Here is a 20,542-nt window from a genome sequence, read left to right as displayed (position 1 = left end):
TTTCATCTGTTATCAATATTGATCAGATTTTACAATTGGTGTTAAATTAGTCTCAATATGCGTTAGAAAATCTAACAATTAAATGTGTGAAGATATCTACAAGGAGGCAGATGCGACATGTTGACCTTAGATCGAGCAGCACAAACAGCACAAAGCTACATCCACCGTGTGTTAGAAGAGGTGGAAAAACGAAATCCCGGAGAAGAGGAATTCCAGCAAGCCGTAAAAGAAATTCTGGAATCACTCGTCCCAGTTTTTGCAAAGCATCCAGAGTATGAAAAACAAGGCATTTTAGAACGGCTCATTGAGCCTGAGCGGCTTGTGGTATTTCGAGTGCCATGGGTAGACGATGAGGGCAAAGTACAAGTCAATCGAGGGTTTAGGGTTCAATTCAATAGTGCCATCGGTCCTTATAAAGGAGGCATTCGTTTCCATCCAACCGTCAATGCAAGCATTATCAAGTTTTTAGGGTTTGAACAAATCTTTAAAAACGCACTGACTGGTATGCCGATTGGCGGAGGGAAAGGCGGATCGGATTTTGATCCTAAAGGGAAGTCTGATGGAGAAATCATGCGTTTCGTTCAAAGCTTTATTAGTGAACTCGGCCGATATATTGGACCTGATCAAGATGTGCCAGCAGGTGATATTGGTGTAGGAGCACGCGAAATTGGCTATATGTTCGGACAATACAAGAAAATGCGCGGTGCTTATGAAGCGGGTGTACTCACAGGGAAAAGCCCTGGATTCGGAGGCAGCTTAGCGAGAAAAGAGGCGACAGGCTACGGACTGGTGTACTTCATGGAGGAAATGCTGAAAGCACATGGGCTCCAATTTGAAGGACGTTCTGTTGTTGTGTCGGGCTCAGGAAATGTGTCTATTTATGCAATGGAAAAGGTAATCGAATTAGGCGGTAAGGTTGTGGCTTGCAGTGATTCAAGCGGAGCGATTTATGATCCTCAAGGAATTTCGCTTGAGACCATCAAGCAGCTCAAGGAAGTCGAGAATCAGCGGATTGGGGCATACATAGACATTCACCCGCATGCTGAATTAATTGAAGATTGCGAACAAATTTGGTCCGTTCCTTGTGATATTGCGCTGCCATGTGCAACACAAAATGAAATATCAGAGGCGCATGCACAGCAGCTTGTGGCAAATGGTGTCATCGCTGTAGGAGAGGGAGCCAATATGCCATCCACTCTTAAGGCAGTCAAAGTATTTGAAGAGAATCGTATTTTGTTTGCGCCAGCAAAAGCGGCCAATGCTGGAGGAGTAGGTGTATCAGCACTGGAAATGGCACAAAACAGTGCAAGAATATCTTGGACATTTGAAGAAGTAGATGCTCAGCTGAAACAAATGATGCAGTCTATTTATCGTCAGTGTACAGAGACAGCAGACGAATATGGACACTCAGGAAACATCATGGTTGGAGCAAATATTGCAGGATTTCGTAAGGTGGCAGATGCCATGATCGCACAAGGCGTGATTTAACTCCTGCTCTCCCGCACCTGTTTATTTCATGACAAGATGGGGAATCGTCCTTTAAGAATGACAATAAGGAGGCGCGGGAGAAATGAAAAAATGGCTGAAACAAATTGTCAAATGGGCACCTGTGATTTATCCATTGGTGAGAAAAATATATAAAGAGCGAAAAGCATCTAAACGTCGTAACGTATCAGCCGGATAATCCGGCTTTTTTTTATGCAAACATACAGAGCCTGTGTACAGGGACATTTGATCATGCAGCAGGTACGCATGAAAAAAGATTGGTTGTCTTTACCCAGCTGATCTCTTCATAAAAAAGGCGGGTACACGATGGTGTACGCCTTTTTTTCGTGGTTTTCGAAAGCATCTTCAAAAAAGATTCATAGGACATTAGATGTGGTTAGTTGTATAAATAGGGGCATTTGTCATATATATGAGTTGGCAATTTTTATTTCTTTTCAGTAGAATATGAGTAATGAAGAGAACTGCAAGCGTATACAACCTGTCCAAACAAGGCAGATTCTCCACCCCTACATAAGGAGGCCGATCTGATGCTGAGTAAAAGACTGGCGCACATCTTAAGTCAGCTCATGGCAGCTGAGACCCCGCTCACAAGCGCTGCACTTTCTGCCAGTTTACAAGTGACAAGCCGCACCATTCGTACAGACATAAAAGAACTGAACGACCGTCTTGCCCCTTATCGAGCGGCAGTAACGGCTGTTAGAGGAGCTGGTTATGAGCTGCTGATCAACGATGAGAATGCCTTTCGCCGTTTTATGAAGGAGGAGGTCGAGCAGGAAGAGCCGCTTGCTGTGCTGCCAGAGGAGCGTGTTCGGTTTATTTTAAAAAGGCTTCTTTTGGCAGAATCCTATGTGAAGCTGGAGGATTTACAGGAGCAGCTGTTTATTAGTAAATCAACGATGAGCAACGATGTGAAATCGGTCAAACGTAAGCTGGAGCCCTTTGATCTGAAGCTGGAAGCGAAGCCGAGCAAAGGCTGCCGAATCAAGGGATCAGAGATGAAAATCCGTTATTGTATGTCAGAATATTTATTCAATGAACGTCGTTCTTATCAAACGATGCTGAACACAGCTGTTACCATTTTGCCAAAGCATGAACTCGAATTGATCCAGAAAACAATGATCAATTATATCAATGAGGAAGGTATGAATCTATCAGACATTTGCATGAATAATTTAATCGTTCATGTCGCCATTGCCTGCAAACGAATTAGACACGGAAACTATGTATCTGTTCTTCCAGAGGAAATCAGTGAAATTCCCCGGGCAAAGGAATATAAGGTCGCTAAAAAAATGGTGGAGCGCCTTGAAGGGCTGCTGGATGTCTCATTTCCACAAGAGGAAATCGTCTATATCACCATTCATTTGCTAGGAACAGCCAAAATGGTACAGTCCTTTTCCTCGAGCGGTCAAAAACAAATTGTAGATGATGACACGAGCCGGCTTGTACAGCTCATGCTGAAGGCTATTGATCAAAAACTGCAGCTTGATTTAGCCGGTGATACGGAACTAATGATTGGATTGAGTCTGCACTTAAAGCCTGCCATCAACCGATGTAAATATGGAATGAACTTAAGAAATCCGATGCTTGATGAAATAAAAGCGGGGTATCCCCTTGCTTTTGAAGCGGGGATTATCGCCAGCAGGGTTCTTGAAGAAGAGGAAGGGCTGAGTATTCATGAGAATGAAATCGGATATATGGCGCTTCATTTTGGTGCGGCTTTAGAGCGGAGGAAAATGGAGATCCCGCCGAAGCGGTGTCTCATTGTCTGTGCGTCTGGTGCAGGGAGTGCAAGGCTGCTGCAGGATCGTTTGCGTTCACAATTTGGATCAAAGCTGACCATTTTAGGAACAGCAGAGCTATATTCGCTTCCGCATGTCTCTTTGCATGCCTTGGATTTGATTATTACAACGATCCCAATTCATATGGATTTACCGGTTCCAGTCATTCAAGTGAACACCATTTTGGGAGGCGGTGATTTTTTAAAAATTGAAGAAGCCCTGACGAGTGAAACAAGGGTGACATTGGCCTCTCAATATATGAAAAAGGAATTGGTTTTTACAAAACGCGCCTTTCAAACAAAGGAAGAGGTCATCACCTTTTTAACGCAAAAAGTCATCGATATGGGCTTAGCGCCAGCTGAACTCACACCATCTGTCATGGAAAGAGAAGAGGCTGCCCCTACCTCTTTCGGACATTATACAGCGATTCCGCACCCGATGACGCCGCTGACAGATAAGACGTTTTGGGCGATATGTACATTAGAAAAACCAATCATTTGGGGAGAGAAAAAGGTTCAATTTGTCTGCCTGCTTTGTGTCGAAAAAGAGAATGCCAAAGATTTAAAAGGCATGTACCGCCTGCTGGGGGAGCTTGTGCATAATGTGAAATTCATTCAGCATCTGATCGCCTGTGATACATTTGAAGACATGCTTGATATCATGTATAAAAAGGCTCCATCGTACAAGAACTAACTGTGTGATACTAACTTTTTCCGCTTCCTAAAGGAAAAAGTATGGGTGTTTATGAAAGCGGTTTCATAATATGATGAATGTGTAAAGAATAGCTTCACACTTTGAAAAGGGGGCGTTTACACATGAACATCTTATTGGTTTGCGCAGCAGGTATGTCTACAAGCTTACTTGTCACAAAAATGGAGAAAAGCGCACAAGAACAAGGAAAAGAATATCGTATTTGGGCAGTATCAGGAGATTCTGCGAAAAATCATATTGATCAAGCCGATGTGCTTTTATTAGGACCTCAGGTTCGATATTTATTACCGCAAATGAAAAAGCTCGGAGAAGAAAAAGGAATCCCAGTAGACGTGATTAATACTGTGCATTATGGCGTATGTAATGGCGCTGAGGTTTTAAAATCTGCTGAACAGTTAGTGAACGGATAAAGGGGGCGGAGGGGATGAATGGATTCAACCGATTTCTAGAAGAGAAGGTCATGCCGTTTGCAGGGAAGATTGCCGCTCAAAGACATTTACAAGCATTGCGTGACGGAATTGTTTTAACCATGCCTCTCATTATTGTCGGTTCACTGTTTCTCATTTTAGCTAACCTTCCGATCCCAGGATACAGCGATTTTATGGCAAGTATCTTTGGAGCAGAATGGGCCACGAAACTATCCTATCCTGTGAATGCAACCTTTGACATTATGGCACTTGTTGCGACCTTCGGGATTGCTTACAGGCTTGCTGAAAAGTATGCCGTTGATGCGCTATCATCAGGTGCGATCGCTGTTGCGGCTTTCCTTTTGGCTACACCATATCAAGTACCTTTCACACCTGAAGGCTCAACAGAAGCTATCCTAGTAGGCGGGGGAATTCCTGTCACACTGATGGGCAGTAAAGGTTTATTCGTTGCCATGATTATTGCCATGCTTTCAACCGAAATTTACCGCTTCATTGTACAGCGGAACATTGTTATCAAAATGCCTGATGGTGTACCGCCAGCAGTCAGTAAATCGTTTATTGCACTTATTCCAGGTTTTGTGGTCATCACCCTGATCTGGGTCGCTAGACTTGTGATTGAGATGACACCTTTTGAGAGTATTCATAATATCATCACGGTCTTAATTGGCACACCGCTATCGATTCTTGGTGGCAGCTTAGGCGGCAGTATCGTTGCGATGGGTGTGCAAATGCTCCTCTGGGCATGTGGTATTCACGGAGCAACCATTGTCGGCGGCGTCATGGGGCCAATTTGGCTCGGTGCAATGGATGAGAACCGTCTTGCATTCCAAGCAGGAGAAGTACTGCCGAATATTTTCACAGCGCAGTTCTTTGAAATCTTCATCAACGTCGGCGGAAGCGGAGCAACGCTTGCTTTGGTGCTGACCATGATCTTACGCGCCAGAAGTAAACAAATGAAACAGCTTGGCCGCCTTGCCATTGGGCCAGCCATCTTTAACATCAACGAACCGATCATTTTTGGAATGCCGATTGTCATGAACCCAATGCTCCTCATTCCGTTTATCCTTACGCCAATCATGATGATCATCACCACATATATCGGAATGAGCACAGGGCTTGTGGCAAAACCAGCCGGGATCGCTGTCCCATGGACCATGCCGCCAATCATTTCAGGCTATCTCGCCACAGGAGGCAAAATCTCTGGTGCTGTCATGCAGCTGATTAACCTTGCGCTGTCATTTGCTCTATACTACCCATTCTTTAGAATGTGGGATAAGCAGAAATTGAGAGAAGAAAGTGAGCTAGAAACAAAAGCATCAACTGATGAAAATGTCGTCAGCATGTAATAGAGGGAACAAGGGGGATGCGGCCGATGGAAATGGAAGAAATTGTGTTTCAACTCATCCTGCACGGCGGAAATGGCAGAAGCTCCGCGATGGAGGCCATTACATGTGCAAAACAAGGAAACTTTGATGAGGCGAAGCAAAAATTGCAGGACGCACAAGACGCGTTAAATGAGGCGCATCACGCACAGACAGAGCTGATCCAAGGAGAAATCAGGGGCGAAAAGACGGATATTAGCCTCTTAATGATTCATGCACAGGATCATCTTATGAACGCAATGACCGTCAAGGAGCTAGCAGCGGAAATCATAGAGCTCCATGAAAAAATGAAGCAACTCGGAGGTGTCAATTCATGAAAGAAGGAATCAAAATTGTCACAATAGGCGGTGGATCGAGCTATACGCCTGAGCTCGTCGAAGGGTTTATTAAACGATATCATGAATTACCTGTAAAGGAATTATGGCTTGTGGATATTAAAGCGGGTCAGGAAAAGTTAAACATCGTGGGCGCTCTGGCGAAACGTATGGTTGAAAAAGCGGGTCTGCCGATTGAGGTACATCTGACTCTTGACCGCCGGGAAGCCTTGAAGGACGCAGATTTTGTGACGACACAATTTCGTGTAGGACTGCTGGAAGCACGGGCAAAGGATGAGAGAATACCGCTTAAATACGGCGTCATCGGTCAGGAAACGAACGGACCAGGCGGTTTATTTAAAGGCCTTCGGACCATTCCAGTCATTCTAGACATTGTGAAGGATATGGAAGAGCTTTGCCCAGACGCATGGCTTGTGAACTTTACAAATCCAGCGGGCATGGTCACTGAAGCTGTTTTACGCTACACGAATTTAAAAAAAGTGGTCGGTCTATGCAATGTACCGATTGGGATCAAAATGGGGATTGCCAAGGCGCTTGATGTAGACGTTGAACGAATCGAGGTACAGTTTGCCGGTCTCAACCACATGGTCTATGGATTAGACGTATATTTAGACGGGGTCAGCATTATGGATCAAGTGCTTGATGAACTAGGAAATCCGAACAGCCAGTGGTCCATGAGAAACATTGAAGCGAAAAACTGGGAGCCTTCTTTTGTGAAAGGATTAGGGGTCATCCCATGTCCGTATCACCGCTATTACTATAAAACGAAAGATATGCTGGAAGAAGAGCAAAAGGCGGCTCAAGAGAAAGGAACACGAGCAGAGGTTGTACAGCAGGTTGAGCAGGAATTATTTGAGCTCTATAAAGATCCTGATTTGTCGATTAAACCACCGCAGCTCGAAAAAAGAGGCGGAGCATATTACAGCGATGCGGCCTGCAACTTAATCAGCTCCATCTATAATGATAAGCACGACATTCAACCAGTCAATACAGTGAACAGAGGGGCAATTGCTAGCATTCCGGCTGAATCAGCGGTTGAAGTAAACTGTATCATTACGAAGGACGGACCAAAACCAATCGCGATAGGTGATCTGCCTGTAGCTGTAAGAGGACTCGTTCAACAAATCAAATCATTCGAGCGTGTGGCAGCAGAAGCGGCTGTGACAGGAGATTACGAGACAGCTCTTGTTGCAATGACCATCAACCCGCTCGTTCCATCTGACGAAATTGCAAAGCAAATTTTAGACGAAATGCTTGAAGCGCATCGTGAACATTTACCGCAATTCTTCAAATCAGTCAATGCTTAACACATAATGGCCCCTTCATGGGGTCATTTTTTATGATTGCCCCATATGGAAACTGGAGAAAGAAGTGTATGATTAGAAAAAACAGCATGTATGGCTTCAAAGAAAGGACTGTTGGAATATGGTTGCAATTGGTTTAATGTTTTACGGGTTTGTCGTACAGCCTGTCATGAGTTATGGTACAGTGATCTTGTTTTTGTATGGCCTTATTGCTTCATTTGTTGGCCTCATTCGGCATAAGGAATATGTGTGGATCTATGTTCTCCGCCTGCTCGTTTGTTTTACCATTCCGGTGACCAATCTGTTGATGTATTTTGCAACGATTGGAGGAGATGCAAGAAAATTTGATTTCCGGCCAATGCCGCTTGTTTATTATCTTGTCTTTATCCTAGAAATCATGATCATCTTTTTGCCAGAGATCTTTTTACTGATCGAAAAAAAGCGGAGCATCAAAAGGAAACAGTGGATATACACAGGGGCGATTGTCGGGGTGTCGGTCTTGTTTTGGTGCACGATTTGATGGGAAGCAGACGGGTCAACTAAGTCTATTTCGCCTTTTTTTCTGTAACTTCTTTCGTCTGACCTTCACAAAAGTAATGGAAAGAGCAAGGATAGAAATCCCAAGCGCCTTAAATAGAAACCGGGTGAGGAACGGTGAATCGTCGAAACCAGTGGCGACGATCATCGATCCGATGCAGATCCCAAAGAACGCTAGTAGATAAGTAAAAAACATACCATCACTCTCCTTATGTATGTGCATTTACCATTATAAGGGATAAAGGAGAGGTGAATAAACAAAAAAGAACCCTTCATGATTGAAAGGTTCTTTTATATGCTTATGCTTGCTTGACGACTGAGTCAACTTCAACTGTCCAGCCGAAGATGTCTGGCTGTGTCCCTTTTTGGATGCCAGTGATAGCTTCGTACAATTTCTTCGATACTTCGCCTGTTTGACCATTTTGGATCACATATGGCTGATCATGATAAATTAATTCTCCTACAGGAGAGATGACAGCTGCCGTTCCAGTCCCGAAAATTTCTTCAAGCTCGCCAGATTGATGTGCTTCAATTAACTCATCAATTGAAATTTTGCGCTCTGTTACTGGAATTCCCCAATGCTTTAACAGCTCAAGCACAGAGTTACGTGTGATGCCTTCTAAAATGCTGCCGTTCAATTCAGGCGTCACGATTTCTCCGTTGATTTTAAAGAAGATATTCATGCTGCCGACTTCTTCAATGTATTTTTTCTCGACCCCATCAAGCCAAAGAACTTGTGAAAATCCTTTCGTTTCAGCAACTTGCTGTGCTTTAAGGCTTGAGGCATAGTTTCCAGCTGTTTTGGCATTTCCTGTTCCACCCTTAACGGCACGGACAAACTCATTTTCAACTGCAATTTTGACCGGATGAATGCCTTCTTTATAGTATGATCCCACTGGAGATAAGATAATGAGCAGCTTATACGTGCTAGACGGTGCAACGCCTAAATATGGCTCAGTGGAAATAATGAATGGACGAATATACAAGGAAGTGCCCTCTGCATCAGGTACCCAATCCTTATCAATACGAATGAGTTCATTTAAGCCCTCTAATACTGTTTCTGTATCAATTTGCGGAATACACAGGCGGTCATTGGATCTGTTTAAGCGCTCCATGTTTTTTTCCGGACGGAATAAGAGAATTTTTTGATCCTCAGAAACATAAGCCTTCAAGCCTTCAAAAACAGATTGACCATAATGGTAGACCATCGAAGCTGGGTCCATTGGAATGGCCTGATAAGGGATAATTCTTGGATCGTACCAGCCTTTATCAACTGAATAATCCATCACAAACATGTGATCTGTGAAGATTTTTCCGAATTCAAGTTGATCAGATTGAGGTTTTGGTTTTTTTGTTGAACTAAGTTCAACGCGGATGGGTTGTTTTGGCATTGTAAATCTCCTTGCTGTTTGATTATTTGAAAATTCTAATAATATGAAATAATTATGATTCTATTCTATACCTTCAAAAAATATTAGCAATAGGTTTTCTGGAATTCAGACAAGAAAAATCTGTTAAAGCGCTTTCCTTTTCTCTGCTGTCAGTTTGGCTCCTGTCACCCCTTTTTAAAAAGAAATAAAATCCAAATACATTATTAACTGATTAATCTGACAATTTAAAAACGAGTGGTTTTCCTGTAAGATATTCTTTCAACCATACACCTTTTGACTAGTACATTGCAAGGGACATCGTCATATTTTAATCCTCTTTTTTTTAACCGATAAAGGAAGAAGAGAAGAGAAAGGAGCAAACAACAAGATGAAACGAGCGATACCAGTCATTTTACTCATTTTATTCATGACCGTGATCAGCTTTGGCTGTCAGGCGATGACAGATGAGGCTGGCGCTAAGCAAAGCACAGCCTATTACGTAGCGGTAAACGGAAGCGACAAAAACCCGGGAACAAAGCAAAAACCTTTCCGCACGCTGAAAAAAGCAGCAAGTATGGCGAAGGCTGGGGCAACCATTTACATGAGAGGCGGTACATACAAAGAAAAATTGATTGTCCGCCATTCAGGAACAAAGAAAGCACCCGTTGTCTTTCAAGCTTACGGAAAGGAAAAACCTGTGATTAGCGGGGCTTCCCTAAAAGGAAATCAAGCCGATGGAGGTCTTGTCACGATCGATCAAAAGAGCTACATCACCATCAAAGGCCTGACTGTAGGACACCTTAAGACGAATAAAGAAGATTTGACACCAGTTGGTATTTTCATCAAAGGAAGCGGTAAAGGCGTCAAATTGCTTAATAACCGAGTGTATGATATTCAGACGAAACATAAAAATGGAAATGCACATGGAATTGCTGTCTATGGGACAAAAGCTCCTGCAGCGATTGAAGACATTGAAATCAAAGGAAATACCGTTGAAAAATTAAAGCTGGGCTTCAGTGAAGCGCTTGTGCTAAATGGAAACGTCAAAAAGTTCCGTGTGACACATAACACGGTCCGGCACAATGATAATATTGGCATTGATTTAATTGGTTTTGAGAACGTAGCACCCTCTAAAAAGTATGATCAAGTGAGAAATGGGGTCGTCTCTAGAAACAAAGTATATGAAATTACGAGTGCAGGGAACCCAGCCTATGGCAGCGACATCTCCGCTGGCGGAATTTATGTTGATGGCGGAAAAGACATTGTGATCGATCATAACATCTCACATCACAACGACCTGGGGATTGAAGTCACAAGCGAACATAAAGGAAAAATGGCGGACCGTATCCGTATCGAACACAATCAAGTATATTTAAACCGTTATACAGGCATTTCTATTGGCGGCTATGATAAGAAGCGGGGCGGTACAACCCATACGACGATTTCACATAATACTTTGTACAAAAATGACACAGCCGGCTTAGAAGGCGGTCAATTGCTGATGCAATATCAAGCAGTGAACAATCGAATCACGAATAATATCATGACAGCTAGTGCCTCGCATTACTTAGTCGTGAATCTTTATCAAGTGAACCAAAAGAATACCTTCCAGAAGAACGTTTATGATGACCGCAAAGGTGCGAAAGCATCACAGTGGGTATGGCGCGGGAAATGGTTGGAAGGCTACAAAACGTATCTTTCTAAAAGCGGCCAAGATAAAGGATCAGCACATCTCAACCCGCAATTTGTGAATGAGAAAAAATATGATTTCCGTCTGAAGAAATCATCACCTGCGAAGAAAATCATCGGAAGCTGATGATATTTTAGAAATTTTCAAAAAAGTCATTGACATTGATGTGACATCACATTAAAGTAAAGAAGACATTTCAACGAAAACAAATTTCATAACGGATCTCTTATCAAGAGAGGCAGAGGGACTGGCCCTATGACGCCCAGCAACCGTTTCTATTTTAGAAATTGGTGCTAATTCCTGCAAAGCTGTTACAGCTTTGACAGATAAGAGAGGAAGACTTCCCGATACATGTTTCATGCAACGGTGATCAAGCCTCTCTTTCCAAGAGAGGCTTTTTTTCGTCTCTTTTTCGAATCAAATGCCTGTTTTACAGGCGTATTTCTACTTTTTTACCTAGTTTTCCGATGTGAAAAAAACAACTCGAGGAGGAACAGCAATGAAGCGTAAGCATTTTACATCATTTCTTGTCTTATTAACGGCATTGACCGTCCTGTTAACAGGATGCGGCACCGGATCAAGTGCGGGCTCAAAGGCAAATACGAACGAAAAGGTTTCCTTTGATAATGTACCGAAGCGATTTGCAAAGGGACAGGGGGCAAAAATTAAAGTCATCCGCAAAATTGGAGGAGACGATCATACAGCTCAATTTTTAGCTGGAACGAAGGCAGAAGGTGAGGCACTCGGCTTTAAGGTAGATGTCTACACAGCAAATGGAGATACAGCGAAGTTTCATGATGCCATCTCTCAGGCGCTTGAAGAAAATTACGATGGCTTTATCATCTCTCACGGGGACGACGAGGCGACAGTCGCTGATGTGAAAAAGATCACAGCGAAAGGCATTCCAGTTGTAGCATTTGATTCGAATCCTAAGCTGAAGGACATCAAAGGGGTCACAGTGACATCTCAAGATGACGAACAACTAGCAAAAAAATCATTAGATGCGCTCGTGTCTGATTTTAAAGGAAAAGCAAATATTGCATACCTGTGGGTAGATGGATTCCCGCCAATGGTGAGACGAAATAAGGTCTATCAAGAAACGCTTAAACAACATTCAGGGATCAAGGAGCTTGACCGCTTTGGTATTGCCTCCTCTGATACCTCTGTTCAAACGCAAAATGCAGTAGCAGCCATGCTGAATAAGTATCCAAAGGGCGAGCTGGACGCTATTTTTGCCACATGGGATGCCTTTGCCATTGGAGCAGCAAGAGCGTTAAAGGAAGCAGGAAGAACAGAAGTGAAGATTTATGGGATTGATGTGTCAAATGCGGATCTTCAAGAAATGACGGCGAAGGACAGTCCGTGGAAGTACACAGCAGCGGTTGATCCGAAGCTCATCGGCGCCGTCGACGTGAGGATTCTTGCGAAGAAAATAGCTGATGAGAAAACACCATCTTCCTATGACCTTGAGGCCTCTCTCATCTCGCAAAAGCAGCTTCAGCAAGCAGGAAAAGCCATTAACATGGTCAATCTTGCAGACGAAGTGAAGGGATTCGGTTCATCGACTGCTTTTGAGGAAGATTGGATGAAGACCTTGAAGAAGCATTATACAAAATAAGTGACGTGCACTCTCTTTTCATAGAGGGTGTTTCGTTTTTCAGATGATATCAAGAGAAGGAGGACACCAATGACAGCGCCGCTTGTTCGTATGAAAAATATTTCAATTGAATTCCCAGGGGTCAAAGCGTTAGATCAAGTAAATTTCACATTAAAAAAAGGGACGGTCCATGCACTGATTGGAGCAAATGGTGCTGGGAAGTCAACGTTAATGAAGGTTCTTTCTGGCGCTCATTCCCACTTCGACGGGACCATCCACATCAATGGCCAGGCGGCAACCATTCAAACCCCAAAGGATGCGTCCTTATATGGTGTGCAGACGGTCCATCAAGAAGTAGATACGGCGCTTGTTCCCTACTTAAGTGTTGGTGAGAATATGATGATGCATGAAATTGAGAAAAAAACATTTGTCAGCTGGAAAGAGCTGCATCGCAGGGCGGCTCAGCTATTAAAAGAAATGGACATCGACATTTCCACAAAACGACTTGTCAGCGATCTGACCCTTGCTGAAAAACAGATGGTGCTCATTGCCAAGGCCGTTTCCATTAAATGCAGCATTTTAATCTTAGATGAACCAACGGCTCCGCTTAGTCATGCAGAAACAAGCAAATTATTCTCAATGATTGATCGGTTGAAACAGCATGGGACGGGGATCGTGTTTATTTCTCACCGCATGCCTGAAATTTTCACCATCTGTGATGAACTGACTGTGATGCGAAATGGAACGGATGTCGCAGCTCACCTTGTCAAAGACACAAATCCGCAGCAGGTCATTGAAGAAATGCTAGGTGCCCCATTAGAGGAGCAATTCCCGTCTCGCAGGCCACTGAAAGATGCACCTATAGTGCTTGAAGTGAAAGAGCTAAACGATCAACATAAATTAAACAACATTCACTTTTATGTCAAAAAAGGAGAAATTCTCGGGATCGCAGGACTTGTCGGTGCTGGTAAAACAGAATTGTGTAAAGCCCTTTTCGGTGCCTCAGAAAAAAAGACGGGGACCGTGCAGCTTCATGGTCAAACCATTCACATCACATCGCCTCATCAAGCGGTGAGAGCTGGAATGGCTCTTGTGCCGGAAGAGCGGAGAAAAGAAGGGATTCTGACCGAAGAGAGCGTGGGATGGAACTTAACGGCTGCAAGTCTTCACTCATTTTCACGGATATTCAGCTTCTTACATCGTTCGAAGGAAAAGCGGGAAGCAGGCGACATCGTCAAACGGCTTGGTGTCAAAACGCCGTCGCTTGAAGCAAAGGTGAAGCACCTATCTGGTGGAAATCAGCAAAAGGTTGCCATCGGAAAATGGCTGCTGGCTGAGGCAGATGTGTATCTCTTTGATGAACCAACCAAAGGAGTAGACGTTGGAGCGAAAAAAGATATTTTTACTCTGATTGCAGAGCTTGCTGCCCGCGGAAAATCTGTCATTTATGCGTCGAGTGAGCTGTCAGAGATTGCAGGTATCGCAGACCGAGTATACGTGCTATATGATGGCAGCATTGCCCGGGAAATGACCGCACCGACGACTGAAGAGGAGCTTTTATATCATTCAACAGGAGGACAATCATGAGCGAACAACAAATTCCAGCCCCTGTGCAGCAAATCAAAAAACAGCGGCCATCCTTTCATCTGTTTGATTTCTTTTATCAATATGGCACAATCTTAACCATTGTCGTGTTGATTGTGGTATTTGCGGCATCGAATCCAGCGTTTTTGCAATCAGGAAATATCATCAATATTCTACGATCTATCTCGATAGTGACCATCATTGCGGTGGGCTTAACCATCTCATTGGCAGTAAACGGCTTTGATTTATCAGTTGGATCAGTCGCTACGCTATCAAATGCGATTGTCATTTCTATGTTCGTATGGTTCTCGCAAAACCCACTGATTGCAATCCTCTCTGCACTAGCAGCTTCTATCATTGTTGGTTTGCTAAATGCATGGATGATCGTCAAAATGAAAATTCCAGATATGCTCATGACATTAGCCATGATGTTTATCATTCAAGGGCTGGCTCAAACGTATACGAAAGGGGCGACTATTTCTGAAAATATGGTGCTTCCCGATGGCACGTTCTCAACGGGAACGATTCCTGCCTTTTTCAGCAAAATTGGACAGGTGCCATATATCATTCTGATTATGGCTGTCATTGTACTATTTGCGCATGTTTTCATGACTTACACAAAGCACGGCCGATTCATGTACATCATCGGTGGGAATAAGGAAGCGGCTCGATTGTCTGGCATACATGTGAACAAATACAAAATTGCGGCCTATCTGCTTTCTGCGTTATTTGCAGCGATCGGCGGTATCGTACTGGCATCAAGGGTCATGACAGCAGAAATTAATGCTGGTGCACCATATTTAATGGATGGAGTAGCGGCTGCTTTTATCGGCTTTTCCGTCATGGGAGCAGGTAAACCAAACGCATTTGGCACTTTTATCGGAGCTGTACTCATCGGTATCTTACAAAATGGGCTTGTGATGATGTCTGTCCCTTATTATGCAATGGATATTGTGAAAGGCTCTGTGCTGGCCCTTGCGCTAGCGCTGACATATTACAAACAACGAGGCTAACTGCGTATTTTTTAAAACCATTCGAGTCCTCTCTCCGTCTAGTAAACGGAAAGCGGTGCAGCTGCCGTTTCCCAAAAGGAGATGACAAAAAGAAAATGAATATGTCAGCAACTCATGTAGAAGATTTGAAAAATGTCATGGAAGACTGGAAAAATGAACTATTAGTATATAAATTTGCGTTAGATGAAATGGATACAAAGTTTTCAATTATCAGCCAGGAGTATAATTTAATCCATGGACACAACCCAATAGAGCATACAAAATCACGAATTAAATCCTTTGAAAGCATAGTGAATAAACTAGCAAGAAAAGGATGCGACATCACGACACAATGTGCCAAGGAGTATATCCATGATATTGCAGGTGTCCGCATCATCTGTTCTTTTATTCAAGATATCTATAACATTATGGATGTATTGAGGCAAAGAGAGGATTTAAAGATCCTTGAAGTGAAGGACTACATTCAACATCCAAAACCAAATGGCTACAGAAGCCTTCATTTAATTGTTGAGATACCTGTCTACTTAACAAATCGTGTGGAGCATGTGAAGGTTGAGATTCAGGTGCGGACCATTGCGATGGATTTTTGGGCGAGTCTAGAGCATAAAATCTATTATAAACTGCAAAACGATGTTCCTCATCAGCTGACTGATGAACTGAAGGAAGCCGCAGATATTGCCCATTACTTAGATGAAAAAATGCAGAATATTAAACGAGAAATTGATTAGCATATCAAAAAGCAGCTGTTTTGATCACAGCTGCTTTTTTCATATTAAGGGTTGGTTCCACGGTCTCTCTTTTGAATAATATCTTGAGATTGTGCAGATTGACTGTCTTTTTGAATGAAAGTACCAACAGAAACACCTGTTATCAAGAGGGTTAAAATCGCACTTGTGATGAGCCATTTCTTCATCATACATCACTCCATTTTCTTAACAAGTTTTCAAGGACAACGCCTTGTTTCTAAAATAAGAGGATTCTTCATGAAGCCCAAGATCTGTTAAGTAAGCTGCTGCATCCTGACAAATAGCTTCAAGGTCAACAAGGAAATTCATTGATTCTAATTGATCGCAATAAGCCTTGATTTGCTCAATCATGTTGTCTGGCTGAATCATAAGTGTTTCTAAAATGGATAATTTAAGTGAAATGTTTCGTTGTTTTAAATTTTCTGCTTTTTGAAGTGAAAGCTGTACATAATAGTGGAACAAACCTGGCTTTTTCAGCTTAAATAGTGCTTTTGTGTAGGCGTACATGGCAAGTAAATAGCCGCCTGGAGAAGAAGTTTCGAATGATTCTATCATTAAAGCCTTTTCTAGGAGTGGCACAGCTTCACTGTATTCATTTCTTAGACTTTTAATAAAGGCTGCATTGCAATAGGCATGTCCAAGTAAATCTGGATCATCCATCTGTTCTAGTGAATGAATGACTTCTTCGAACAGCGATTCTGCCTCATCATATTTCGACTGATCCGCATAATTCAAAGCAAGCATCATTTGACAGCTGATTGATTTTTTCACATAACATGGATCTGCGTCATAAATAGATGAAGCCATCTTTAAGTGGTGGATGGAGAGAAGCGTGGACCTAATATTATAATAAAGACACCCTGTTTTATAATGAAATTCGGCTTTTTCAATGTCATCGTGCACGAGATCTAATTTATCCTCGGCCAATTTTAAATGGTGAAATGCCGTATCCTGATTGCCTCTGCGCATTTCATACATCCCTTTAAAGAAATAGAAATAATAGCTGAGCATATCATCCGTACGGATGGCATTTTCATCAACAAAAAGACTATGATCTAACGAAGCTGTATCTTCTATTAGATCTTTAAAACGGTACTCTAGCAGTTGATAGTAAAGTAAGACGTCTTGATTTTCTTCCATTCGATCAAACGCTTGAAGAATGTCTTCTTTTAACTGGATAGCACCTTGTATCTCTCTTTTTTTCATCATGACATACCAATCATTGAGCATATTCGCTACATCAACGGACGACAAAACACCTGCTTCTGCCAATTCATATCCTCCTTTCTTCATCTATCAGTAACCGTTCTTCTGAATCAACTTCCCATATTCCAGTATCTTCTTATATTTTAAGCTCTCTCGTGCAGTTTGTAAAACATGTTTTTTGATGTAAATTCAACCAGTAGTGAAAGAAATAGGGAGCCACTGCTCTTTTGTATACGCTTACATATTTTTAGGTAAAAAGAGGGTTTTGAAAAAAATATATTACAATATCAATAAAGAGACGAAGGAAGTTGTTGAGTTTGCCTTCGTATGCAAGGGAGAAACTTCATTTATCAAGGCGCTGACTCGTTTTTTGTGAGATAATCTCACATCATAATTGTGAATCACTCTTCTTTTAGAATAAAATGAGTTATTCGCAAAAAAGTAAAATTTAAAGAGACTATTGATCTAGAATTGTATGGATCTTTGGTATTGATAAAAAATATCACACACTATAGCTTTAGCGTGGTATAGTATTATTGTTATTGCGAATATTTAGACAAAACTGACAATGGGGGTCGTGTTTTATGAAGAAATCGATGTTATTGATCATGGGACTAATTGTTGTGCTTGTCATGGCAGCCTGTGGATCAAAATCGGACAGTGGTTCGGGAGAAGGCAAAGGCACATATAAAATTGGGATAGATACAACTTATCCGCCATTTGAATTTGAAAAGGGCGGTAAATATGAAGGGATAGACGTTGATTTAATTAATGCAATCGCGAAAGACCAAGGTTTCAAAGTGAAGCTTGAAGCCATGGACTTCTCAGGCATCATTCCAGCGATGCAGGCAGGACAGCTTGATGTTGGAATGGGCGGAATGAGTATTACAGATGAGCGTAAGAAGAAAGTAGATTTCTCAGATCCTTACTTCGACGCTGGACTGACAGTTGTTGTGAAAAAGGACAGCAGCATCAAATCTATTAATGATTTAAAGGGGAAAAAGCTAGCTGTTAAAAACGGGACGACTGGTGCAAAATTCGCATCTGATAACGCTGATAAATATGGGTATGAAGTCGTTCAATTTAATGACAGCCCATCTATGTTCCAGGAAGTATCAAACGGAAATGCAGATGCCTTAATTGAGGATTATCCTGTCATTACGTATGCGATCGCACAACAAGATTTAAAATTGAAAACAGTTGGAGACCGCTTGAATGGAGACCAGTATGGTATCTCTGTCATGAAGGGGAAAAACCAAGACCTATTGAAGAAGATCAATAAAGGTCTTGAGAACCTAAAGAAAAACGGTGAATATGACAAAATTATTGATAAATATTTGAAGTCATAACACAAGCGAGGCGCGCTCCGAGCGCGCTTTCTTTATGTGTCAGCCGTATGTGAATTAGGGAGGGAGAAACATGGATACTATTATTAATGCATTTCCGTATTTAATGGATGGTTTGCAAACCACTTTATATATCTTTGTTGTTGCCATCATTTTAGGGTTTATCATCGGGTTAATTGTGGCATTATTCCGTCTGTCACCATTTAAAATCTTAAATTTCATCGCACTCGTTTTTGTGAATGCCATTCGAGGTACACCATTTATCGTACAGCTATTCTTCATTTATTTTGGTTTGAATACACTTGAATTCATTTCGCTTGATCGAGTGCCTGCAGGAATTATTACAGTAGCGATTAATGCAGGGGCTTATTTCTCAGAAATTATTCGTGCAGGGATTCAGTCTATTGATAAAGGACAAACAGAAGCTGCGCGCTCTTTAGGCTTTACAGGGGGGCAAAACATGCGCTTTATCGTCCTTCCGCAGGCATTCCGCCGGATGCTCCCGGCGATTACAAACCAGGCCATCATCAGCTTGAAGGATACATCTCTCTTATCTATTATCGGGATTGCCGATATTATGCAGCGAGGACAAGTTCAAGCATCGGCTACATTTGATCCTTTGAATGTCTGGCTCATTGTCGGTGTCATTTATTTCGTGATCATTTATTTACTTTCTCTACTGGCTAGCTACGCAGAAAGGAGATTTGATATCAAATGAGTATGATTACGGTGAAAAACTTAAAGAAATCTTTTGGCGATCACGAAGTGTTAAAGGATATTAACGCAGTCATCGAGGAAAAGGAAGTAGTGTGTGTCATTGGTCCTTCTGGATCAGGGAAAAGCACATTTCTAAGATGCCTCAATAAATTAGAAGATATCACGGCTGGAGAAGTCGTTGTCCACGGACACACGATTACAGACCCAAAAGTGAATATCAATAAAGTTCGACAAGAAGTAGGCATGGTGTTTCAGCACTTTAATTTATTCCCTCATAAAACCGTTTTAGAAAATATCACGATTGCACCGATAAAGGTAAAAGGCATCGAGAAGAAGGCAGCAGTCGAAAAAGCGTTAGACTTGCTTGAAAAAGTCGGCTTAAAAGACAAAGCTCAAAGCTTTCCTAATCAATTATCTGGTGGACAAAAACAGCGTGTCGCCATTGCAAGAGCCTTGGCAATGGACCCGAAAGTACTATTATTCGATGAGCCGACATCGGCTCTTGATCCTGAGGTTGTGGGGGATGTATTAGCTGTAATGAAACAATTAGCTGTCGAAGGCATGACAATGATTGTGGTCACACATGAAATGGGCTTTGCAAGAGAAGTAGGTGACCGTGTCATCTTTATGGATGGCGGATATATTGTCGAGGAAGACAAACCGGAAGCTCTCTTTGGGAACCCGCAACATGAGCGTACAAAATCATTTCTTAGTAAAGTGTTATAAAAAAGAGTAAGGGCATGTATATGCTCTTACTCTTTTCTTTATGAATAAATGGAGAGATTTAGCGGCCCCATTTCCTAGGAAATATTAGCGCTGGAAGAATTCGATCCATTCTTGGTCTGGGCCTCTGAAAAAGAAGTAGCAATATCCATTGGGTAATGTCGTGATTTCTTCATCAATTAATTCAATTTGCAGCTTTTGAATACGATTGAATTCAGCATGAATATTGTCTGTTGTGAAAGCGAGATGATGGACCTTCCCTTCAGATGGCAGGTCACTGCTGTAGCCTTGGATAAGTTCAATTTCCGTTTCGGTTTCATCTTTAAAACCGAGAAAGGCAAGCTCAATCACTCCATTTGTATGAGTGATGCGGTCCTTTAATTTCATGCCCACCACTTTTTCATAAAAATCAATCGACTGATCAATATTTGAAACCATAATACCTGTATGATCTAAGCGTAATGTCGTCAAAGAAAGTGCCTCCTCTATGTCATGTTGATATTTTTCTCCTCATCTTATCATAATAGAAGTAACGTATACATTCATATGGTAGGATAGAGAGAGTCAAT

20 protein-coding genes and 1 riboswitch are annotated in these 20,542 nt (G+C 42.2%); of the genes, 16 read left to right on the top strand and 4 right to left on the bottom strand.

Going from position 1 to position 20,542, the window contains the following annotated elements; translation table 11 throughout:
• Window positions 1-117: 117 nt before the first annotated feature.
• The 8 genes from gdhA (at window position 118) to MHH61_RS07700 (ending at window position 7,964) form a co-directional block, all read left to right on the top strand.
• Window positions 118-1,488: an NADP-specific glutamate dehydrogenase gene (gene gdhA / locus MHH61_RS07735; protein WP_125586870.1), complete on the top strand. Its 1,371-nt coding sequence runs from the start codon at window positions 118-120 to the stop codon at window positions 1,486-1,488.
• 82 nt (window positions 1,489-1,570) lie between these two features.
• Window positions 1,571-1,684, top strand: a complete 114-nt coding sequence (locus MHH61_RS07730) for a hypothetical protein (protein WP_223251037.1) — start codon at window positions 1,571-1,573, stop codon at window positions 1,682-1,684.
• Window positions 1,685-2,033: 349 nt separating this feature from the next.
• Window positions 2,034-3,977 carry a BglG family transcription antiterminator gene (locus tag MHH61_RS07725; RefSeq protein ID WP_125586868.1) on the top strand — a complete coding sequence of 648 codons (1,944 nt, stop codon included), beginning with the start codon at window positions 2,034-2,036 and terminating at the stop codon, window positions 3,975-3,977.
• A 122-nt stretch (window positions 3,978-4,099) separates the two neighbouring features.
• Complete coding sequence (locus MHH61_RS07720) at window positions 4,100-4,405, top strand: PTS sugar transporter subunit IIB (protein WP_024423869.1); 306 nt, start codon at window positions 4,100-4,102, stop codon at window positions 4,403-4,405.
• A 14-nt stretch (window positions 4,406-4,419) separates the two neighbouring features.
• Window positions 4,420-5,769, top strand: coding sequence for a PTS cellobiose transporter subunit IIC (gene celB, locus MHH61_RS07715; RefSeq protein ID WP_025093803.1), 1,350 nt, complete (start codon window positions 4,420-4,422; stop codon window positions 5,767-5,769).
• A gap of 26 nt (window positions 5,770-5,795) precedes the next feature.
• The gene (locus tag MHH61_RS07710) at window positions 5,796-6,122 is read left to right on the top strand and encodes a PTS lactose/cellobiose transporter subunit IIA (protein WP_125586866.1); all 327 of its coding nucleotides are present in this window, start codon (window positions 5,796-5,798) and stop codon (window positions 6,120-6,122) included.
• The gene (locus MHH61_RS07705; RefSeq protein WP_125586864.1) at window positions 6,119-7,447 is read left to right on the top strand and encodes a 6-phospho-beta-glucosidase; all 1,329 of its coding nucleotides are present in this window, start codon (window positions 6,119-6,121) and stop codon (window positions 7,445-7,447) included. The genes MHH61_RS07710 and MHH61_RS07705 overlap by 4 nt, the downstream gene beginning before the upstream one ends.
• 118 nt (window positions 7,448-7,565) lie before the next feature.
• The gene (locus MHH61_RS07700) at window positions 7,566-7,964 is read left to right on the top strand and encodes a hypothetical protein (RefSeq protein ID WP_087977942.1); all 399 of its coding nucleotides are present in this window, start codon (window positions 7,566-7,568) and stop codon (window positions 7,962-7,964) included.
• Window positions 7,965-8,280: 316 nt separating this feature from the next.
• On the opposite strand, the gene MHH61_RS07695 is transcribed toward MHH61_RS07700, so the two are convergent.
• A complete protein-coding gene (locus MHH61_RS07695) occupies window positions 8,281-9,372 on the bottom strand; it encodes a branched-chain amino acid aminotransferase (RefSeq protein WP_024426445.1) in 1,092 nt (363 codons plus the stop codon).
• Between the two features lie 367 nt (window positions 9,373-9,739).
• Between MHH61_RS07695 and MHH61_RS07690 the strand changes: the two genes are divergently transcribed.
• From MHH61_RS07690 to MHH61_RS07670, 5 genes are all read left to right on the top strand, one after another.
• Window positions 9,740-11,167, top strand: coding sequence for a right-handed parallel beta-helix repeat-containing protein (locus MHH61_RS07690; protein ID WP_125586862.1), 1,428 nt, complete (start codon window positions 9,740-9,742; stop codon window positions 11,165-11,167).
• Between the two features lie 97 nt (window positions 11,168-11,264).
• Window positions 11,265-11,374: riboswitch (SAM riboswitch) on the top strand.
• Window positions 11,375-11,540: 166 nt separating this feature from the next.
• The gene (locus MHH61_RS07685; RefSeq protein ID WP_125586860.1) at window positions 11,541-12,659 is read left to right on the top strand and encodes a sugar ABC transporter substrate-binding protein; all 1,119 of its coding nucleotides are present in this window, start codon (window positions 11,541-11,543) and stop codon (window positions 12,657-12,659) included.
• A 69-nt stretch (window positions 12,660-12,728) separates the two neighbouring features.
• Window positions 12,729-14,225: a sugar ABC transporter ATP-binding protein gene (locus MHH61_RS07680; protein ID WP_125586858.1), complete on the top strand. Its 1,497-nt coding sequence runs from the start codon at window positions 12,729-12,731 to the stop codon at window positions 14,223-14,225.
• Entirely contained in the window at window positions 14,222-15,235 is a 1,014-nt protein-coding gene (locus MHH61_RS07675; RefSeq protein WP_041108333.1) for an ABC transporter permease, read from the top strand. Before MHH61_RS07680 ends, MHH61_RS07675 begins: the two co-directional genes overlap by 4 nt.
• Before the next feature lie 95 nt (window positions 15,236-15,330).
• Window positions 15,331-15,963 (top strand): GTP pyrophosphokinase family protein, encoded by a 633-nt coding sequence (locus tag MHH61_RS07670; RefSeq protein ID WP_003215004.1) that lies wholly within the window; start codon window positions 15,331-15,333, stop codon window positions 15,961-15,963.
• A gap of 44 nt (window positions 15,964-16,007) precedes the next feature.
• Here MHH61_RS07670 and MHH61_RS07665 read toward each other — a convergent pair whose 3' ends face one another.
• Window positions 16,008-16,151, bottom strand: coding sequence for a hypothetical protein (locus tag MHH61_RS07665; RefSeq protein ID WP_368004468.1), 144 nt, complete (start codon window positions 16,149-16,151; stop codon window positions 16,008-16,010).
• A 16-nt stretch (window positions 16,152-16,167) separates the two neighbouring features.
• A complete protein-coding gene (locus MHH61_RS07660; RefSeq protein ID WP_025093810.1) occupies window positions 16,168-17,253 on the bottom strand; it encodes a Rap family tetratricopeptide repeat protein in 1,086 nt (361 codons plus the stop codon).
• A 518-nt stretch (window positions 17,254-17,771) separates the two neighbouring features.
• Here MHH61_RS07660 and MHH61_RS07655 point away from each other — a divergent pair.
• From MHH61_RS07655 to MHH61_RS07645, 3 genes are all read left to right on the top strand, one after another.
• Entirely contained in the window at window positions 17,772-18,536 is a 765-nt protein-coding gene (locus MHH61_RS07655) for a transporter substrate-binding domain-containing protein (protein ID WP_024423857.1), read from the top strand.
• 70 nt (window positions 18,537-18,606) lie between these two features.
• Window positions 18,607-19,251, top strand: coding sequence for an amino acid ABC transporter permease (locus MHH61_RS07650; protein WP_024423856.1), 645 nt, complete (start codon window positions 18,607-18,609; stop codon window positions 19,249-19,251).
• Window positions 19,248-19,976, top strand: coding sequence for an amino acid ABC transporter ATP-binding protein (locus tag MHH61_RS07645; RefSeq protein WP_024423855.1), 729 nt, complete (start codon window positions 19,248-19,250; stop codon window positions 19,974-19,976). Before MHH61_RS07650 ends, MHH61_RS07645 begins: the two co-directional genes overlap by 4 nt.
• A gap of 84 nt (window positions 19,977-20,060) precedes the next feature.
• Here the strand turns inward: MHH61_RS07645 and MHH61_RS07640 are convergent, their stop codons facing one another.
• Window positions 20,061-20,444: a VOC family protein gene (locus MHH61_RS07640; RefSeq protein ID WP_024423854.1), complete on the bottom strand. Its 384-nt coding sequence runs from the start codon at window positions 20,442-20,444 to the stop codon at window positions 20,061-20,063.
• Window positions 20,445-20,542 lie beyond the last annotated feature (98 nt).

Origin of the sequence: Bacillus sp. FSL K6-3154 (genome assembly GCF_040869395.1) — a bacterium.
GTDB lineage: Bacteria > Bacillota > Bacilli > Bacillales > Bacillaceae > Bacillus > Bacillus safensis.
The sequence above is the reverse complement of the archived record's forward strand: the minus strand, read 5'-3'. Positions and strand labels throughout refer to the sequence as shown.

Excerpts from the sequence above, each read along its gene's own strand:
- gdhA (WP_125586870.1), top strand. The coding sequence starts at position 118 with ATGTTGACCTTAGATCGAGCAGCACAAACAGCACAAAGCTACATCCAC.
- MHH61_RS07730 (WP_223251037.1), top strand. The coding sequence starts at position 1,571 with ATGAAAAAATGGCTGAAACAAATTGTCAAATGGGCACCTGTGATTTAT.
- MHH61_RS07725 (WP_125586868.1), top strand. The coding sequence starts at position 2,034 with ATGCTGAGTAAAAGACTGGCGCACATCTTAAGTCAGCTCATGGCAGCT.
- MHH61_RS07720 (WP_024423869.1), top strand. The coding sequence starts at position 4,100 with ATGAACATCTTATTGGTTTGCGCAGCAGGTATGTCTACAAGCTTACTT.
- celB (WP_025093803.1), top strand. The coding sequence starts at position 4,420 with ATGAATGGATTCAACCGATTTCTAGAAGAGAAGGTCATGCCGTTTGCA.
- MHH61_RS07710 (WP_125586866.1), top strand. The coding sequence starts at position 5,796 with ATGGAAATGGAAGAAATTGTGTTTCAACTCATCCTGCACGGCGGAAAT.
- MHH61_RS07705 (WP_125586864.1), top strand. The coding sequence starts at position 6,119 with ATGAAAGAAGGAATCAAAATTGTCACAATAGGCGGTGGATCGAGCTAT.
- MHH61_RS07700 (WP_087977942.1), top strand. The coding sequence starts at position 7,566 with ATGGTTGCAATTGGTTTAATGTTTTACGGGTTTGTCGTACAGCCTGTC.
- MHH61_RS07695 (WP_024426445.1), bottom strand. The coding sequence starts at position 9,372 with ATGCCAAAACAACCCATCCGCGTTGAACTTAGTTCAACAAAAAAACCA.
- MHH61_RS07690 (WP_125586862.1), top strand. The coding sequence starts at position 9,740 with ATGAAACGAGCGATACCAGTCATTTTACTCATTTTATTCATGACCGTG.
- MHH61_RS07685 (WP_125586860.1), top strand. The coding sequence starts at position 11,541 with ATGAAGCGTAAGCATTTTACATCATTTCTTGTCTTATTAACGGCATTG.
- MHH61_RS07680 (WP_125586858.1), top strand. The coding sequence starts at position 12,729 with ATGACAGCGCCGCTTGTTCGTATGAAAAATATTTCAATTGAATTCCCA.
- MHH61_RS07675 (WP_041108333.1), top strand. The coding sequence starts at position 14,222 with ATGAGCGAACAACAAATTCCAGCCCCTGTGCAGCAAATCAAAAAACAG.
- MHH61_RS07670 (WP_003215004.1), top strand. The coding sequence starts at position 15,331 with ATGAATATGTCAGCAACTCATGTAGAAGATTTGAAAAATGTCATGGAA.
- MHH61_RS07665 (WP_368004468.1), bottom strand. The coding sequence starts at position 16,151 with ATGATGAAGAAATGGCTCATCACAAGTGCGATTTTAACCCTCTTGATA.
- MHH61_RS07655 (WP_024423857.1), top strand. The coding sequence starts at position 17,772 with ATGAAGAAATCGATGTTATTGATCATGGGACTAATTGTTGTGCTTGTC.
- MHH61_RS07650 (WP_024423856.1), top strand. The coding sequence starts at position 18,607 with ATGGATACTATTATTAATGCATTTCCGTATTTAATGGATGGTTTGCAA.
- MHH61_RS07645 (WP_024423855.1), top strand. The coding sequence starts at position 19,248 with ATGAGTATGATTACGGTGAAAAACTTAAAGAAATCTTTTGGCGATCAC.